Source organism: Sphingomonas pseudosanguinis (assembly GCF_052056765.1).
GTDB lineage: Bacteria > Pseudomonadota > Alphaproteobacteria > Sphingomonadales > Sphingomonadaceae > Sphingomonas > Sphingomonas pseudosanguinis.
Genome location: NZ_CP189888.1, coordinates 135,085 through 151,976 on the forward strand (window position 1 = coordinate 135,085; position 16,892 = coordinate 151,976).

Here is a 16,892-nt window from a genome sequence, read left to right on the forward strand (position 1 = left end):
CCCCTCCCGCCTGCGGGAGGGGTGTGCTTTGGTTCAGCCTTGGGAATCTACCTCAAGAGCGTGCCGAACATCGCCCGGTAACGCACCCCTCCCGCAAGCGGGAGGGGATGGGGGAGGGCAGGGTGTCTCACCGAGCCCATCACCTCACCGACACACCCGCATCGCCACCAAGTCCAGCGCCCGGCCGTAGCTCGTCGCCTCCCCCGCGCTCAGGAAACCCTGTTTCGCCACAAACCCATCGGCATCGCGTCGCACCCGCTCGACGCTCTGCCACAGCTTTTGCGCCTCGGCCTGCGACAGGCGACGCGCCTTGCGGGCATTGCTGATGTCGGCTTGCAGGATATTGGCGCGCATCGCGATATGCGCCTGCCGTGTGTCGCGGATCGTGCCGCCGGTCGGCGCGCGCAGGCGGCGCTGCTGTGCCAGGTCGCAGCTGGGATAGTCGCGCCGCATCGACTGGGCCGAAACGGGCAGCGCGACCATGGTCGCCAACAGCGTCGCCAGAAATGGAGTCTTGCCGGTCATCACGGGTCGTCCTGTGGGATATGCAAGGGATGCTACGCATGGAGCGGCTTGCCGGCTCCCGACGGGGCCGTGAAATCCGCGTCGGCGGGGCGGCTTGCAAGAAGGCGTGAAAGGGTTCCAGCCTCTCCCATTTCGCTTCCTTTGAAGCCTCGTAATTCCTATATACTCGCTATGGCAGATACCCCCCAGACGAACGAATATGGCGCCTCCTCGATCAAGGTGCTGAAGGGCCTCGACGCGGTACGCAAGCGGCCGGGCATGTATATTGGCGACACCGACGATGGTTCGGGCCTCCACCACATGGTGTTCGAGGTGTCGGACAATGCGATCGACGAAGCGCTGGCGGGGCATTGCGACCGCATCGACATCCAGCTGAACGCCGATGGCTCGGTCAGCGTGACCGACAATGGTCGCGGCATCCCGACCGGCATCCACCCCGAAGAGGGCGTGTCGGCGGCCGAGGTCATCATGACCCAGCTCCACGCGGGCGGGAAGTTCGAGAACACCAGCGACGACAATGCCTATAAGGTCTCCGGCGGCCTGCACGGCGTCGGCGTGTCGGTGGTGAATGCGCTGTCCGAGTTCCTGGACCTGACCATCTGGCGCGACGGCGAGGAGCATTACATGCGCTTCGCCCACGGCGATGCGGTCGCGCCGCTCAAGGTCGTCGGCAAGGCCGAGCCGGGGCAGAAGGGCACCCGCGTCACCTTCCTGCCGTCGCCCGCGACGTTCAAGATCACCGAGTTCGACTTTGCCAAGCTCGAGCATCGCTATCGCGAACTGGCGTTCCTGAACTCGGGCGTGCGGCTGTTCCTGACCGATGCGCGGCATGATGAGCCCAAGACCGTCGAGCTCTATTATGAGGGCGGGATCGCCGCCTTCGTGAAGTGGCTGGACCGTTCCAAGTCGCCGCTCTTCCCCGAGCCCATCGCCATCCATGGCCAGCGCGATGCGATCGGCATGGACGTCGCGCTGGAGTGGAACGACAGCTATTACGAGAACGTCCTGGCGTTCACCAACAACATCCCGCAGCGCGACGGCGGCACCCATATCGCGGCGTTCCGCGCCGCGCTGACCCGCACGCTCAACAATTATGCCGACAAGTCGGGCCTCCTGAAGAAGGAGAAGGTCACGCTGACCGGCGACGACATGCGCGAAGGGCTGACCGCGATCGTCTCGGTCAAGCTGCCCGATCCGAAGTTCAGCAGCCAGACTAAGGACAAGCTGGTCTCGTCCGAGGTGCGCCAGCCGCTGGAAGCGCTGATCGCCGACAAGCTGGCCGACTGGCTGGAGGAGAACCCGCAGAACGCGCGCGCCATCATCGCCAAGGTGATCGACGCCGCCGCCGCGCGTGAGGCGGCCAAGCGCGCGCGCGAGCTGACCCGGCGCAAGGGCGTGATGGACATCGCCTCGCTGCCCGGCAAGCTGGCCGACTGTCAGGAGCGCGATCCCGCCAAGTCCGAACTCTTCCTGGTAGAGGGTGACTCGGCCGGTGGTTCGGCCAAGCAGGGGCGCAACCGCCATTTCCAGGCAATCCTGCCCCTGCGCGGCAAGATCCTGAACACCGAGCGCGCACGGTTCGACCGCATGATCTCGTCCAAGGAAATCGGCACGTTGATCCAGGCGATGGGCACCGGCATCGGCCGCGACGATTTTAACGCGGACAAGCTGCGCTATCACAAGATCGTCATCATGACCGACGCAGACGTCGACGGCGCGCATATCCGCACGCTGTTGCTGACCTTCTTCTATCGCCAGATGCCCGAGCTGATCGAGCGTGGGCACCTCTATATCGCCCAGCCGCCGCTGTATAAGGCGACCAAGGGGCGCTCGGAGGTGTACCTCAAGGACGACACCGCGCTCGACGAATATTTGGTCGAAGCGGGTGTCTCGACGATGGTGCTGGAGGGCGCGGGCGGTGCGCGCTCGGGCAACGACCTGAAAACGCTGGTCGATCATGCCCGGCGGATGCGCACGCTGATGCGCTATGTGCCGCGTCGCTATGACGCCTCGATCATCGAGGTGCTGGCGCTGGCGGGTGCGCTCGACCCCGTGCTGACCCGCGAGCAGCGCATGGCGACGGTGGTGGAAACCACGCGGCGGCTGGAGTCGGGCGATCACGAGGCGCGCTGGTCGGCGCGTCTCACGGAAGATGGCGGCGTCCATTTCGAGCGGCTGTGGCGCGGCGTAACCGATCACCACATCGTCGAGGCCAGCTTCATCGCCTCGGCCGAGGCGCGCAAGCTGCACGCGCTCGCCGCCGAACAGGCCGAGAGCTTCGCGCATGCCGCCAAGCTGGTGCCGCTGCGCAATGCGGCGACCGAGCCGTCCGCCGATGTCGTGCCGACCGATGAAGACGGCAACATGACCACGCTGGCGCGCGGTGAGACCCGCGTGGCGCGGCCGAGCCAGCTGCTGGAGGCGATTCTAACCTCGGGCCGCAAGGGGCTCGCGATCCAGCGCTACAAGGGTCTGGGCGAGATGAATGCCGAGCAGCTGTGGGAAACCACGCTCGACCCGGCGGTCCGCTCGATGCTGCGCGTGACCTCGGACGATGTCGCGGCGGCGGACGAGGTGTTCAGCCGGTTGATGGGCGAAGTGGTCGAGCCGCGCCGCGAGTTCATCCAGGACAATGCGCTGAACGTGGCGAATTTGGACGTGTAAAAACCCCGCTCCGTTCGGGCTGGGCGAGCGGGAAATCCGGGCTGGTTCGGATATTCCTACCCTCCGTTCAGGCTGGGCGAAGTCGAAGGCCACGGGATTCGCTTGGGCTTCGACTTCGCTCAGCCTGAACGGCGGTTGGGAATGATGGCATCGGTAGCAAGCAGGAGAGAGCAGGCATGAAGGCGATCGCACTGGGACTGATGCTGGCGGCGGGCGCAACCGTCGCGGTGGCGCAGCAAAAGCCTGCCGCTCCGGTCAAGGTTCCCGCTACCATCACTGCCGCGCTGGCCGACCCGGCGCGCGCCGACCAAGCGGGCGACGACGCGCGGCGCCAGGCCGCCGCCGTGCTCGCTTTTTCGGGTGTGAAGCCCGGCGACACGGTGATCGATTACCTGCCCGGCAAGGGTTACTGGACGCGCATCTTCTCGGGCATCGTCGGGCCGAAGGGCCATGTCTATGCCTATTGGCCCGCCGCCGGGCAGAAATATGCCGAGAAGTCGCTGCCCGTGATCCAAAGCTGGAACCTACCCAACGCGACCGCGCAGGTGCAGGCGGTCAATCTCCCCGCCTCGGACAAGCCGGTCGACCTGTTCTGGACCGTCCAGAACTATCACGATGTCGCCAACAATGCGGGCGAACCCGCGCTGCGGGCGTTCGATCAGGCGGTGTTCAAGCTGCTGAAGTCGGGCGGCACCTATGTCATCATCGACCATGCCGACACGGCGGGCCGGGGGCTGGCCAACACCAATACGACGCACCGGATCGATCCCGACTATGTGAAGCGACAGGTCCAGTCGGTGGGCTTCCGCTTCGTCGGGGAAAGCCGGGTGCTGCGCAATCCGGCGGATGATCATTCGAAGAATGTCTTCGACCCCGCCATTCGTGGGCAGACCGATCAGTTCGTTTATAAGTTCCGTAAGCCCTGAGGTTCAAAGCCCCTCTCCCGGCAGGGAGTTCAAGGTCGGTCATGCCCCCGGCATGACCTAAACGATGCGGGGGCATCGTTTACCTGGAACTGGGTTGGGGAGGGGCTAGGCCACAGACAATGGTCTCGGTGAGACCCCTTTGCCCTCCCCCATCCCCTCCCGTTTACGGGAGGGGAGCGGTTAGAGGTGAGGGTGAAGCGTCGCCTTCGACTTCGCTCAGGCTGAACGGAGCGAGGGAGCGGGGCTTCCACAACAACCGTTCAGCCTGAGCGAAGTCGAAGACCACGGACCGCCCGCCACCGAAAAGCCTAAACCGGCACCCGCATCACCGCGCGCACGCCCCTATGCGCCGGGTCATATTCCACCACCGTCTGCAGGCTTTGCGCCATCGCGCGGATCAGTTTGGCGCCCAGTCCGGTGCCTTGCGGCTTCTGGTCCGCCGCCATGCCGCAGCCGTCATCCTCGACCGCCAGCAGGCAATGCCCGTCGCCCTGCGCCACCGAAATGCGCACCTCGCCCGCCGCGCCCGGATAGGCGTATTTGCAGGCGTTGGTGACCAGCTCGGTGACGATCACCCCGATCGACACGGCGCGGTCGGTCTTTACCCGGATCGGCTCGGCGGTCAGGGTCAGCGTGCGGGGGAGGGCGTCGCTCGACCAGCTTTCGCCGAGTTCCTCGACCAGCGCGCCGAGATAGTCGCGCAGATCGACCTGCTCGACATCATTGGCGGTATAAAGCCGGCGGTGCACCTGCGCGATCGCGCGGATTCGCCGCTGCGTATCCTCCAGCGCCTCGCGTGCGTGCGCGTCGGTCATCACGCCCTTTTGCAGGCCGATCATCGCCGAGACGAGTTGCAGCGAGTTGGCGACGCGGTGATTGACCTCGCTCAGCATCGCCTCCAGCCGGGCGTTGGAGGCGCGCAGCTCGGCCTCGGCTTCCGCCTTGGCGCGCTCCAGTCGGGTGCGGTCGAGCACCTGTTCGAAACTGGCGGCGAGCAGGTCGAAGAAATCCTCGCCGACCGCCTTCACCACATAGTCGGCGGCGCCGGCCTTCAGCGCGGCGACGGCGATGCGGCCCTCGTCCGATCCGGTGACATAGACCACCGGCGGCGGCGCGGGGAGCGCGTTGATCGCGCTCAGCGTCTCCAGCCCGTCCAAGCCCGGCATATAATGATCGACCGCGACCAGATCGAAACCGCCTTCGGCCGCCAGCGCGAGCCCCTCCGCACCCGAGGCCGCCCCCGTCACCGTCCAGCCCCGCCGGGCGAGCGCGCGCGTCACCAGCCGGCGCAGCGCGTCGTCATCGTCGATATAGAGGATGCGCGCACCCTCCGTCGCGGCCGGGGCAGGAAGCGGGGTCAGCCCTCGACTTCCGGAACCTGGATCACCGACAGGAACAGGCCGAGCTGACGGATCGCCTGGGCGAAATTCTCATAGTTCACCGGCTTGGTGATATAGACGTTGCAGCCCAGGTCGTAGCAGCGCTGGATCTCCACCTTGTCGTCGGTGGTGGTCAGCACGACGACGGGCGCGCGCTTCAGGGGGCTGCCCTCTTCCTTGATCCGCGCCAGGATGTCGGTGCCGCTCATATCGGGCAGGTTCAGGTCGAGCAGGACCATCGCCGGGCCGCTCTTGGCCGGGCCGTCGGGCGCATGGAACAGATAGTCGAGCGCGGTCGTGCCGTCGGTGAAGTGACGGATGTCGTTCAGAATCCCGGCGCGGCGGATATTCTTCTCGATCAGGCGGGCATGGCCCTCGTCATCCTCGATCATGACGATGCCAACGGAGCGATGGTCGTTCATTCAGGCACTTTCGATGGAAAGGGATGGGGGTAGCGAAAGGAAGAAGGTCGCGCCTTCACCCAGTTGGGATTCGACCGAAATCGTACCGCCCAGACGGTAAGCGAGCGCACGGACATGGGCGAGGCCGATGCCCTCGCCCGGCTGGTCTTGCTGCCCCGACCGGCGGAACAGGTCGAAGATGCGCTGATGGTCGCGCGGGTCGATGCCCCGGCCATTGTCGCGCACCGCGACGATCACCCGGCCGCGCGTTTCCTCGGCGGAGATATGCACCTCGGCGGCGCGGGTCGGGTGGCGGTACTTGGTCGCATTCTCGATCAGGTTCGAGAGAATCTGCTCCAGCGCGATCCGGTCGCTGACGATGACCGGCATCGGGCGTTCGATCGTCACCGTGACGCCGCGATCGTCGATGACGTGGCGGATCGAATCGGTGATCTGTTCGACCAGCTGGTCGAGCGCGATCATCTCGGGCGCCAGCACGCGGCGCCCCTCGCGACTGAGCTTCAGGATGGCGTTGATCAGACGGTCCATCTTGGCGGTCGAGGTGCGGATGAAACCGATCGCCTCGGGCAGATCCTCGCGCGCGGCCAGCCGCGCCTCCTCGGTCACGATGTGCGGCGCCTCCGCCTCGGCGCGGTCGATCAGCTCGGCCAGCGGCTGTGCGGCCGCCGACAGCTCGGCGGTGAAGCCCATGACGTTGACCAGCGGCGAGCGCAGATCATGGCTGACGATATAGGCGAAACGCTGAATCTCCTCGTTCGCCAGCGCCAGATCGGCGGTGCGCTCGGTCACCTGCTCCTCCAGCGTCGCGTTCAGCGTCGACAGCGCGTCGCGCGACTCGCCCAGTTCGCGGGTATAGCGCCGGACCGTCAGGAACGAGATCAGCGTGACCAGCACCAGCAGCAGGCCGGCGACCACCACCACGACCGAGAACATCCGCCGGTTGGCGTTCTGTTCGGCGTCGCGCAGGTTCAGCAGCCGCCGCTCCTCATGCGCCATGGTCTGAAAGGTCTCGCGCAGCCGCCGTACGCGCTCCAGGCCGCTATCGCCGCGGAACCGGCGCAGCGCCTCGGCCCCGCGACCCTGGTCGACAAGGCTGTTGGTCATCCGCTGCACCGCGTCGAGCGCGGCCAGGCGGCGCAGCACCTCGGCCATCGGCGCGCGCTGGTTGGGATTGTCGGCGGTCAGCGCGTGGAGTTCGGCAACGCGCGGGGCAAGCGCGGCCGATGCCTGGTCAAAGCTGTCGAGAAAGGGCCGTGTGCCTGCCAGCATATAGCCGCGCCGTGCGGTCTCCTTCTGCTCGACCAGCCGGCGCACCTCGGTCAGCACGCTTTCGACGCGATAGGTGTGGATGACCCAATCGGTATGCCGGTTGCCCTGCTGCAGGGCATAGCCGGCGGTGGCGGCCGCGATCAGCAGCGCCAGGAAGCCCGTCACCATCGCGGTGATCAGGATGCGGCCGATCGGGCTCTCGGCGGATGGCGTGGTGCTGGCCCCCTGCATGACGCCATGCCTTATCGAAGGAGCGGGGGCGGCGCCAGAGCCGTTACGTCCCTGTTACAGCAACAATTCCTGCGCGCTGGGGCGGCCGACATGGCCGCCGCCCTGCCGCCGCGCCATCTCGGTCTCGGCAGTGAAGCGGACATCGGGATCGCGGTCGCTGAGGAAGCCGATCAGCGATTCCTCATCGATCTCGCGCCAGTCCTTGCCGCGATCGGGGCCGTAGCGGACGCGCGGCAACAGGCCGGGGCTGCGCGACCATTCGAGCAATTGCGCGACGCTCGCCTCGTTCAGCTGATCACGTAGATGGTGCGCGGTGACATAGGCGTCGGGAAAGGCGCGGTGGATGGGCAGACCGCGCTCATGCACCAGCCCATCGGGTTTGCGCCAGTATCGCAGCACCTGATTGGAAAAGCTGGGGCTGTCGGGCCACAGGCGCAGCGCGCACTTCCAGGTGCAGATCCAGTCGGCCGACTGGGTCATGGCGGGGGTGCAATATTGCTGCTCGAAATCGGCGCGGTGCGCGGCCAGCGCGATACGGCGCGGCCAGGGATCGAGCACGCGGCGCGCGACATCATGCCACCACGGCGCATCGGCGACCTGCTCGTCGAGGATATGGTGGATCGCCTGGGTGATCGGCGGGATGGGGCGGCCCGGATTGACCAGGATGCTGCCGCCTTCGCCTTCCAGCTCCCAGCGGCCGTCCTTGCCCAGCGCGACGTCCTGCCAGCCGATCTCGCACACGCCGTGGGTGGGCGGGGCCTGTCCGGTCGTCTCCAAATCGATGACGCGGATAATCTGGGGCTGGGGACGCTGCATCGCCCCTATGTGGGCGTTTGGGCCCCGAAAAGCGAGGGCCTTATCCCCGCGCTATCCCATCAGGGCGCGGTCGCGTAAGCCCCGCCAGACATGCAGCGCCTGCACCGTTTCCGCCACGTCATGCACGCGGATCAGCTGGACGCCCGCCTCCGCGCCCTTGATCGCCAGCGCTAGCGACCCGCCCAGCCGGGCGTCGACGGGCGCTTCGTTCGACAGCGCGCCGATCATCCGCTTGCGGCTGGCCCCCAGCATGATCGGGCAGCCCAGTCCGTGGAAGATCGCCAGGCCGTTGACCAGCGCCAGATTGTCGGCGAGCGACTTGCCGAAGCCGATGCCCGGATCGACCATGATCCGCGACCGATCGACGCCCGCCGCCACGACCGCCGCGATGCGCGCCTCCAGCCAATCGAACACCTCGGTGACGACATCGCCATACCCGACCCGGCCATGCCCGCCCTTTTCGGGATCGGGCGAGTGCATCAGGATGACGGGGCAGCCCGCCTTGGCCACCACCTCCAGCGCGCGGTCGTCCCACAGCAGCGCGGCGACATCGTTGACGATGCCCGCGCCGGCGGCGAGCGCGGCTTCCATCACGGCAGCTTTCCGCGTGTCGATCGACACCAGCGCGCCGCCGCGTGCCAGCCGCTCGATGACCGGGGCGGTGCGGGCGACCTCATCGCCTTCCCAGACGGGGGCGGCACCGGGACGGGTGGACTCGCCGCCCAGATCGATGACGGCCGCGCCCAGCGCCGCCATCGCCATGCCGCTATCGGCGGCGGCGGCCGGATCGCCGACATGCTTGCCGCCATCGGAGAAGCTGTCGGGCGTGACGTTCAGGATCGCAGCGACCTGCGGCTGGTCGAAGCGCAGTGTGCGCGGCCCCATGACCCAGGGGCTGCGGGGGGTGGTGAAGGCGGCGTGGAGCGCCTCGGCACGGGGGGAGCCGCCCAGTTCCTGCGCGAACCGTGCGACGGGTACGATGCGGCGGTTGGGGCCCTCGCGCACCTCATAGGCGGCGAACCACTGCATTCCGCCCGCCAGACGCAGGGCGCTGCCGTCTTCCAGACCGACCGGGGTGTCGACGAATTGGACGGGGCGCAGGTGCATCGTGATAATCCAAAATCCTCCCCTGTAAGGGGAGGTGGCAGGGCGAAGCCCTGACGGAGGGGTGTTGCGCCATCGAGAGGGGGACACCCCTCCGACGCGCTACGCGCGCCACCTCCCCTTACAGGGGAGGAATAGGGTCAGGGCTGCGTCGCGAGCAGCCAGGTCTGGCGCATCGCGTCGATCGGTTTCAGCGCGCCCTCCAGCTCATAATGCCAGAAGGTCCAGCCATTGCAGGTCGGCCGGTTCTGGAGCAGCGAACCCAGTCGGTGGATCGACCCCGCCTGCCCGCATTCGGACAATAGCGACCCGTCCGCGCGCACCGTCGCGCGCCATTTGCGCTTGGCATCCATCAACGGCATGCCGGGCATGAGGTAGCCGTTCTCGACCAGCGTCCCGAACGCCACCTTGGGCTGCGCCTTGGGGCTCTGCATCGTCGCCAGCGCGCTTTCGTCCAAGGGCAGCGCGGCCTCGATCCGTTCGATCGCCGCGGCGCAATAGGTCGGCTCGCGCTCGATCCCGATCCAGCGACGGCCGAGCCGCTTGGCGACCGCGCCGGTGGTGCCGGTGCCGAAAAAGGGGTCGGCGATCACATCGCCCGGCCGGGTGCAAGCGAGCAGGATGCGATAGAGCAACGCCTCGGGCTTCTGGGTCGGATGGACCTTGTGCCCGTCCTTCTTCAGCCGCTCCTGCCCGCCGCAGATCGGGAATTCCCAGTCCGATCGCATCTGGATTTCGTCGTTCAGCGTCTTCATCGAACGATAGTTGAAGGTGTATTTCGCCTTCTCGCCCTTCGACGCCCAGATGAGCGTCTCGTGCGCGTTGGTGAAGCGGGTGCCCTTGAAATTGGGCATGGGGTTGGACTTGCGCCAGATGATGTCGTTCAAGATCCAGAAGCCCAGATCCTGCACCGCGGTCCCGACGCGGAAGATGTTGTGATAGCTGCCGATCACCCAGAGCGAGCCATTGTCCTTGAGCACGCGGTAGCATTCGGCCAGCCAGGCACGGGTGAAGGCGTCATAGGCGGCGAAGGTGTCGAACTTGTCCCAGGCGTCGGTGACGGCATCGACATGGCTGCCATCGGGGCGGAACAGTTCGCCGCCGAGTTGAAGGTTATAGGGCGGGTCGGCGAACACCATGTCGACCGACTTGTCGGGCAGCGAGCGGAGTGCGGCGATACAGTCGCCCATCAGGATTTGGTCGAGCGGCAGGGCATCCTCGCGCTCCGCCGAAACCGGCCGTGCCGCGATCGGCCTTCCCACCGTCTGGATGACCCCCATCGTCTGCGTTCCTTCTGCCCTCAGCCCTTCGCATCCACCCGGAATGAGTCATACGTCAAGAGGCGATTCGCGTTCGCGACTCGCGGGATTCCGCCAGATTCGACGACGTGTTGCGATTTCGTGGCAGATATGGGGGCTGTGGATAACTCCGCCCCCAAGGGAGTGGGGTGTGGCGGTTGCGACTCGGGTTAACCGTAAAATCCTCCTCATCGTCAGATGGGGAGGGGGACCGCGCCCGCAGGGCGTGGTGGAGGGGCATGGCCGGTTCGTCTGGCCCCTCCACCATCGCAAACGCGATGGTCCCCCTCCCCAAGCATAGCTTGGGGAGGAATAAGCGATCAAAGGTCGAGATAACATTGCGCCACAGGCGCGAAGCTGCGGCGGTGGAGTGGGGTGGGGCCATGTTCGCGAAGCGCCGCCAGATGCGTGGCCGAGCCATAGCCCTTGTTGCTGTGCCATCCATAAGCGGGCCATGTCTCGGCGGCGGCGATCATCATCTCGTCGCGGACATGCTTGGCGACGATCGAGGCCGCGCCGATCGCCAGCGACTTGGCATCGCCGCCCACGATCGCGGTGGCGGCATAGTTCCATTTGGGCAACTTGTTGCCGTCGACCAGCACATGCGCCGGCTGGCATCCCAGCGTCTCGACCACCGCGTCGACCGCCAGCGTCATCGCCTTCATCGTCGCCCAATAGATGTTGAGCCGGTCGATCTCCTCGGGCTCGACCACGCCGATCCCGACGATCGCACAGGCGCGGATTTCGGCACACAGGCGCGCGCGGGTCTTCTCGGTCAGCTTCTTGGAATCGTTGATGCCGGCGGGGCAGTCCCGCTCGGGCAGGATGACGGCGGCCGCGACCACCGGCCCCGCCAGCGGCCCGCGCCCCGCTTCGTCCACGCCGCACAGGGGGGCGGGAAAACTGTGATCGACCATGGCGGCGCTCTATCGCGGAGGAACTGCGATTGGAAGGCGCCCATTCCTCCCCTGTAAGGGGAGGTGGCGCGCGAAGCGCGTCGGAGGGGTGTCCCGCTATCGAGAGGGCGACACCCCTCCGTCAGGCCTGCGGCCTGCCACCTCCCCTTACAGGGGAGGATAAGGATTACCCCCAGCGTGCGGCGAAGGCGGCGGCATTCCAGCCTTCCCGGCTGAGCGCGGCGAGCAGGTGGTAGAAGGGCACCATGCCCAGCCCGTGCCCCATCGGCCCATGCCCCGCACCAAGCCCCGGCGCGGCGGCGAGTGCGGCCTGGACGAAGGCGATGGCGCGGTCGACCGCATCGGCCAGCGGCAGCCCCTGACCCAGCCCGGTCGCGATCGCGCTGGCCAGCGTACAGCCGGTGCCGTGGGTGGACGTCGTCTCCAATCGGGGATGCTGCCAGCGCTGTTCGCCACCCGGCTCGACCAGCCGGTCCTCGATCACCGGCCCTTCGCCATGCCCGCCCTTGACCAGCAGCGCGCGCGTCTGATGCCGCACCACCGCCTCGCCGCCCAGCGCCGCCAGTTCGGGCAGATTGGGGGTGGTCAGCGCGGCGAGGCCCAGGAAACGGCGGAAGGCGGCGATGACATCCGCATCGGCCAGCACCGAACCGCTGGTCGCGATCATGACGGGATCGAACACGACCGGCAGTTCCAGCGTCTCCAACCGGTCGGCGAGTGCATGCGCGGTCTCGGCCGATCCGATCATGCCGATCTTGACCGCGTCGGCGCCGATGTCGCTCAGCACGCTGTCGATCTGCGCCAGGACCATATCGGTGGGAACGGGGTGCACCGCTTGCACCCCCAAAGTGTTCTGCGCGGTGATCGCGGTGATCGCGGTCATCGGATAGCCGCCCAGCATCGCCACCGTCTTGATATCCGCCTGAATGCCTGCACCCCCACCGGAATCGGAGCCGGCGACGATCAGAATGCGGGGCGGGGGAGCGGACGTCATAATTTTTGTCATGCCCGCCAAGCCCCCGCGCGGCAAGGGCGGCACGCGGCGCGGTCGCGGTGACGGCGGCGTGGCCATCGCCGCAAATGCCTATGTTTGAACGATTTGCGCGCCGCCCGGTCCAAGGCAAGTCCATGGCGGTTCGTGACGTTTGATGTCCGGAGCGCGGTTCGCTCTTTCCTCCGAGCCTCCCGCACTTATTTCGCAGGCGCATCCAACCGGATGGTTCGGCGTTGCTGCGCGATGAGACCCATGGTGTGGCCGCTTGAGGGAGACCTGTTTTGATCGTCGATGCCGTACCCCGGACCCGTGTCATCATCGCCGAGGTGTGGCGTCCGCTGCTGGCGCTGTTCATCTGGGACGTGGTGGTCACCGTCGCTTACTATGTCCTGCCGTTCAAGGCGCCGTCGCTGCCTCTGACGCTGTTCGGTACGGCGCTGGCGCTGTTCCTCGGCTTTCGCACCAACTCGGCCTATCAGCGCTGGTGGGAAGGGCGGCAGCTTTGGGGCCTGATGATCAACGCCTCGCGCAACATCGCCCGCAGCGCGCGCAACTTCCTGCCCGAACCCGATGCGCATGACCTGAAGCGCTCGATCGTGCTGCGCCAGATCGCCTATGTGAACGCGCTGCGCTGCCAGCTGCGCAAGCAGCCCGTCGATGGCGAGGTGCTGCGCTTCCTGTCGCGCGGCGAGGCTGAGCCGGCGCTCGAGCGGACCAACACCGCCAACGGCCTGCTCGACGGCACCGGCCGCCGGATCGCGGACGCCCAGCGCAAGGGCTGGATCGACACCATCCAGCAGACGCAGATGGAATCGGTGCTGGTCGACATCGCCAATTCGCAGGGCGGCATGGAGCGACTGAAGAACACGCCGCTGCCCAACCAGTATCGCTTCATCCCGGCCTTTTTCACACGGCTGTTCTGCGTATTGCTGCCGATCGGCCTGGTCGAGACGCTGGGCTTCGCGACGCCCGTGGGGTCGTCGATCGCGGGCCTGATGTTCCTGGCGGCGCTGCAGATCGGTGACGATCTGGTCGATCCGTTCAGCGACACGGTCCACGACCTGCCGCTGAGCGCGATGTGCCGCACGATCGAGATCGACCTGCTCCAGGCGATCGGCGACCCCGCGCCCGAGCCGATGAAGCCCGTCGACGGGGTGTTGTGGTAAAGTTTCTGAAAATCCTCCCCTGCAAGGGAAGGGGGACCAGCGAAGCTGGTGGAGGGGTGTCACCTATTCGATAGCGGGACACCCCTCCGTCAGGGCTTCGCCCTGCCACCTCCCCTTATAGGGGAGGAATTGACACTCACGCCGCGTTATCGATGCCGAGTTCGCCCAGCTTGCGGTAGAGCGTCGACCGGCCGATCCCCAGCCGGCGCGCCACCTCGGTCATGCGACCGCGATAATGGCCGATCGCCAGACGGATGACATCGGCCTCGATATCCTCCAGTGGACGCAGATTGCCGTCGGGGCGGAACAGGTTGATCCCGCCATTATGCAGCGCGCTCTGTGCGCCCGATGCGGCGGCGGGCCGATCGCCCAGCGAGGCGATCTGCGGGAAATCGGCGGGCGTCAGGGCATCGCCCTCGCACAGCACGGCGGCGCGGAAGAGGGCGTTCTGCAACTGTCGGACATTGCCCGGCCAGTCGTAACGGCGCAGCAGGTCGAGCGCCTCGTCGGTGATGTCGAGCGCGAACAGCCCCGGCTGCTGCGCGATCCGGTCGAGCAGATGGCGGGTCAGCGCGGGAATGTCGTCCGCCCGGTCGCGCAGCGGCGGGATGGCGACGTGGACGACGTTGAGCTTGTAATAGAGGTCCTCGCGGAAGCGCCCGGCCTCGACCGCCTCCAGCAATCGGCCATCGGCGGCGGCGATCACGCGCACATCGACCTCGCGGGCATGGCGCGCGCCCAGCGGCACGATCGCGCCCGTCTGGAGCATGTCGAGCAGCCGGCCTTGCGTATCGAGCGGCATGCCGGCGATCTCGTCGAGGAACAGGCTCGACCCGTCCGCCTCGACGATCTTGCCCACCCGGCGTTCGAACGCGCCGGCAAAGGCACCTTCCTCATGGCCGAAGATGATGCTGTCGAGCATGTTGGCGGGGGTGGCGGCGCAGTTGACGCGCACCATCTCACGCTGCGCACGCGGGCTGGCGACATGGATCGCCTCGGCCAGCGATTCCTTGCCGACGCCGCCCTCGCCCTCGATCAGCACCGCCACGCGCGCGCGTGCCGCCTTGGCCGCGACACCCAGTGCGGCGCGGAATTCGGGGGCGTCGCCGACGATCTCGTCAAAGGCGAGCAGCGCGGGGATCTTTTCGGTCAGCGGGCGCAGTTCGCCGCTGGTCTGGGCCGCGACGCAGGCTTCCAGCGCGGCGAGCAGTCGTTCGGGGGCCAGCGGCTTGACCAGGAAGTCGGTGGCGCCGGCGCGCATCGCCGCCACCGCCTGCGCCACCGAATCATTGGCGGTCAGCATCAGGATGGGCAGTTCGGGGCGAAGGGCGTGGCATTCGGCGATCAGCGCGGTGGCATCGGCCCCCGGCGCCCAGTGATCGATCAGCACCGCGTCCAGCTCGCGCCCCTGCGCCGATCCCATGATCGAGGCGGCCATGTCGGCATCGGTCGCGAACAGGGTACGCCAGCCGCCCCGCTGCGCCAGCGCGGCGATCAGCCGGCGCTGGGCAGGTTCATCGTCAATCAGCAGCAGCAAACGTTGGCCGTTGCGCGTCATAACCAGTCCTGTAACCCCTGTTGGCCGCTCTATAGCGCAATTTCGTTAAAATCCGCGTTAATTCGGGACAGTTTTCGTTGTCCGCGCGGCCGAGTCAATTTCTCTCGTCTTTCCAATCATCGGCAAGGATGCGGGGTTCGGCGATTCGGTCCTTTCGGGGTTGATCCCCTCACGCGGGCGCATACACTCGCGGCCAAGGCGAACGGGGCGATCAATGTCCCGACGCGATATCGGAGGTGAGGGACCATGGCCGCCAACGACACCGGCACGGGCGACATCAAGAGCAATGTCGCGACCTATGACCTGATGATCGCCTTGCTCAAATGGGGCGCGGTCGCGGCCGCCATCCTGGTTGCGATCGTCATCTGGCTGATCGCCTGATGCCCCCCGGCATCGCGGTCCTGCTCGAAAGCGCCGAGGCCGAACGTCGCGTCGCCGCCACGCCGGAGACGGTGCGCAAGCTGATCGCGCTGGGCGCGCGCGTGGCGGTCGAGCGCGGGGCGGGGGAGCGGGCCGGGATCGCGGACGGCGATTACGAACAGGCGGGCGCGACCGTCGCCGACCGCGCGGGCGTTCTGGCGGGGGCGGACATCGTGCTGGCGGTACAGGCGCCCGAGCCGGCGATGCTGGCGGGCATGGCGCCGGGGGGCTGGGTGGTCGCGGCCTTCGATCCCGTTCGACGACGCGAGACGGTGGCCGGCTATGCCGCCGCCGGGCTGGAGGCGCTGGCGATGGACTGGATGCCGCGTATAACCCGCGCCCAGTCGATGGACATATTGTCGTCGCAGTCGAACCTGGCCGGCTACAAGGCGGTGCTGGAGGCGGCGAGCGCCTATGGCCGTGCCTTTCCGATGATGATGACGGCGGCGGGGACGATCCCTGCCGCGCGCGCCTTCGTGATGGGGGTGGGCGTCGCCGGGCTGCAGGCGATCGCGACCGCGCGGCGGCTGGGGGCGCAGGTGTCGGCCACCGATGTCCGCTCGGCCACACGTGAGCAGATCCAGTCGCTGGGCGCCAAGCCGATCTTCGTCGAGGGCGTGGCGGGGATCGAGGGCGAGGGCACGGGCGGCTATGCCGGCGAGACGAGCGAGGAATATCGCCGGGCGCAAGCCGAGCTGGTCGCCGGGCATATCGCCAAGCAGGACATCGTCATCACCACCGCGCTGATCCCCGGCCGCCCCGCCCCGCGCCTCGTCACCGATGCGCAGATCGCGTCGATGCGCCCCGGCAGCGTGATCGTCGATCTGGCGGTCGAGGCTGGCGGCAATGTCGAGGGCGCGGTCGCGGGCGAGGTGGTGCGGCGGCACGGCGTGACGATCGTCGGCCACCGCAACATGCCCAGCCTGCTCGCCGCCGACGCCTCCGCGCTGTTCGCGCGCAACCTGTACAATTTCCTCGCGGCCTTCTGGGACAAGGATGCCGGCCGGCCGGTGCTGGATGTCGAGATCGGCGATGCGATCCGCCTGACGAAAGACGGGCAGGTGGTGAATCCGAGGTTGCAGTCATGACCCCTATTCCTCCCCTTGCAGGGGAGGTGGCGCGCGCAGCGCGTCGGAGGGGTGTCGCGCTATCGAGAGGGGGACACCCCTCCGTCAGGCCTTCGGCCTGCCACCTCCCCTTGCA

General features: G+C 67.3%; 15 protein-coding genes. 5 read left to right on the plus strand and 10 right to left on the minus strand.

Translation table 11 applies throughout. The features are described from left to right. Nucleotides 1-144: 144 nt before the first annotated feature. Nucleotides 145-525, minus strand: a complete 381-nt coding sequence (locus ACQHGV_RS00665) for a hypothetical protein (RefSeq protein WP_183952511.1) — start codon at nucleotides 523-525, stop codon at nucleotides 145-147. A gap of 171 nt (nucleotides 526-696) precedes the next feature. On the opposite strand from ACQHGV_RS00665, the gene gyrB reads away from it, so the two are divergent. Together gyrB and ACQHGV_RS00675 are read left to right on the plus strand one after the other, a co-directional pair. Continuing rightward, nucleotides 697-3,189 carry a DNA topoisomerase (ATP-hydrolyzing) subunit B gene (gene gyrB, locus ACQHGV_RS00670; protein WP_440979051.1) on the plus strand — a complete coding sequence of 831 codons (2,493 nt, stop codon included), beginning with the start codon at nucleotides 697-699 and terminating at the stop codon, nucleotides 3,187-3,189. Nucleotides 3,190-3,365: 176 nt separating this feature from the next. Next, nucleotides 3,366-4,115 (plus strand): class I SAM-dependent methyltransferase, encoded by a 750-nt coding sequence (locus ACQHGV_RS00675; protein ID WP_440979052.1) that lies wholly within the window; start codon nucleotides 3,366-3,368, stop codon nucleotides 4,113-4,115. Between the two features lie 308 nt (nucleotides 4,116-4,423). Here ACQHGV_RS00675 and ACQHGV_RS00680 read toward each other — a convergent pair whose 3' ends face one another. The 8 genes from ACQHGV_RS00680 to thiD form a co-directional block, all read right to left on the minus strand. Further along, nucleotides 4,424-5,476 carry a sensor histidine kinase gene (locus tag ACQHGV_RS00680; protein WP_440980100.1) on the minus strand — a complete coding sequence of 351 codons (1,053 nt, stop codon included), beginning with the start codon at nucleotides 5,474-5,476 and terminating at the stop codon, nucleotides 4,424-4,426. Further along, complete coding sequence (locus tag ACQHGV_RS00685; RefSeq protein ID WP_409792940.1) at nucleotides 5,473-5,916, minus strand: response regulator; 444 nt, start codon at nucleotides 5,914-5,916, stop codon at nucleotides 5,473-5,475. The genes ACQHGV_RS00680 and ACQHGV_RS00685 overlap by 4 nt, the downstream gene beginning before the upstream one ends. Continuing rightward, entirely contained in the window at nucleotides 5,917-7,416 is a 1,500-nt protein-coding gene (locus tag ACQHGV_RS00690; RefSeq protein ID WP_440979053.1) for a sensor histidine kinase, read from the minus strand. A 54-nt stretch (nucleotides 7,417-7,470) separates the two neighbouring features. Then, nucleotides 7,471-8,232 (minus strand): exonuclease domain-containing protein, encoded by a 762-nt coding sequence (locus ACQHGV_RS00695; RefSeq protein WP_183952506.1) that lies wholly within the window; start codon nucleotides 8,230-8,232, stop codon nucleotides 7,471-7,473. A gap of 51 nt (nucleotides 8,233-8,283) precedes the next feature. Further along, on the minus strand, nucleotides 8,284-9,339 hold the full coding sequence (folP, locus tag ACQHGV_RS00700) for a dihydropteroate synthase (RefSeq protein WP_440979054.1): 1,056 nt from the start codon (nucleotides 9,337-9,339) through the stop codon (nucleotides 8,284-8,286). 137 nt (nucleotides 9,340-9,476) lie between these two features. Beyond that, nucleotides 9,477-10,616, minus strand: a complete 1,140-nt coding sequence (locus tag ACQHGV_RS00705; RefSeq protein WP_276208019.1) for a site-specific DNA-methyltransferase — start codon at nucleotides 10,614-10,616, stop codon at nucleotides 9,477-9,479. Between the two features lie 338 nt (nucleotides 10,617-10,954). Beyond that, nucleotides 10,955-11,551: a ribonuclease HII gene (locus ACQHGV_RS00710; protein WP_440979055.1), complete on the minus strand. Its 597-nt coding sequence runs from the start codon at nucleotides 11,549-11,551 to the stop codon at nucleotides 10,955-10,957. 166 nt (nucleotides 11,552-11,717) lie between these two features. Further along, the gene (gene thiD / locus ACQHGV_RS00715) at nucleotides 11,718-12,545 is read right to left on the minus strand and encodes a bifunctional hydroxymethylpyrimidine kinase/phosphomethylpyrimidine kinase (protein WP_440979056.1); all 828 of its coding nucleotides are present in this window, start codon (nucleotides 12,543-12,545) and stop codon (nucleotides 11,718-11,720) included. Nucleotides 12,546-12,826: 281 nt separating this feature from the next. Here thiD and ACQHGV_RS00720 point away from each other — a divergent pair, with 281 nt between their 5' ends. Next, the gene (locus tag ACQHGV_RS00720) at nucleotides 12,827-13,711 is read left to right on the plus strand and encodes a bestrophin family protein (RefSeq protein ID WP_440979057.1); all 885 of its coding nucleotides are present in this window, start codon (nucleotides 12,827-12,829) and stop codon (nucleotides 13,709-13,711) included. Between the two features lie 136 nt (nucleotides 13,712-13,847). On the opposite strand, the gene ACQHGV_RS00725 is transcribed toward ACQHGV_RS00720, so the two are convergent. Then, entirely contained in the window at nucleotides 13,848-15,269 is a 1,422-nt protein-coding gene (locus tag ACQHGV_RS00725; protein ID WP_440979058.1) for a sigma-54-dependent transcriptional regulator, read from the minus strand. A 246-nt stretch (nucleotides 15,270-15,515) separates the two neighbouring features. On the opposite strand from ACQHGV_RS00725, the gene ACQHGV_RS00730 reads away from it, so the two are divergent. Together ACQHGV_RS00730 and ACQHGV_RS00735 are read left to right on the plus strand one after the other, a co-directional pair. Continuing rightward, a complete protein-coding gene (locus ACQHGV_RS00730; RefSeq protein ID WP_221211521.1) occupies nucleotides 15,516-15,650 on the plus strand; it encodes an aa3-type cytochrome c oxidase subunit IV in 135 nt (44 codons plus the stop codon). Beyond that, nucleotides 15,650-16,777, plus strand: coding sequence for an NAD(P) transhydrogenase subunit alpha (locus tag ACQHGV_RS00735; protein WP_440979059.1), 1,128 nt, complete (start codon nucleotides 15,650-15,652; stop codon nucleotides 16,775-16,777). Before ACQHGV_RS00730 ends, ACQHGV_RS00735 begins: the two co-directional genes overlap by 1 nt. Nucleotides 16,778-16,892 lie beyond the last annotated feature (115 nt).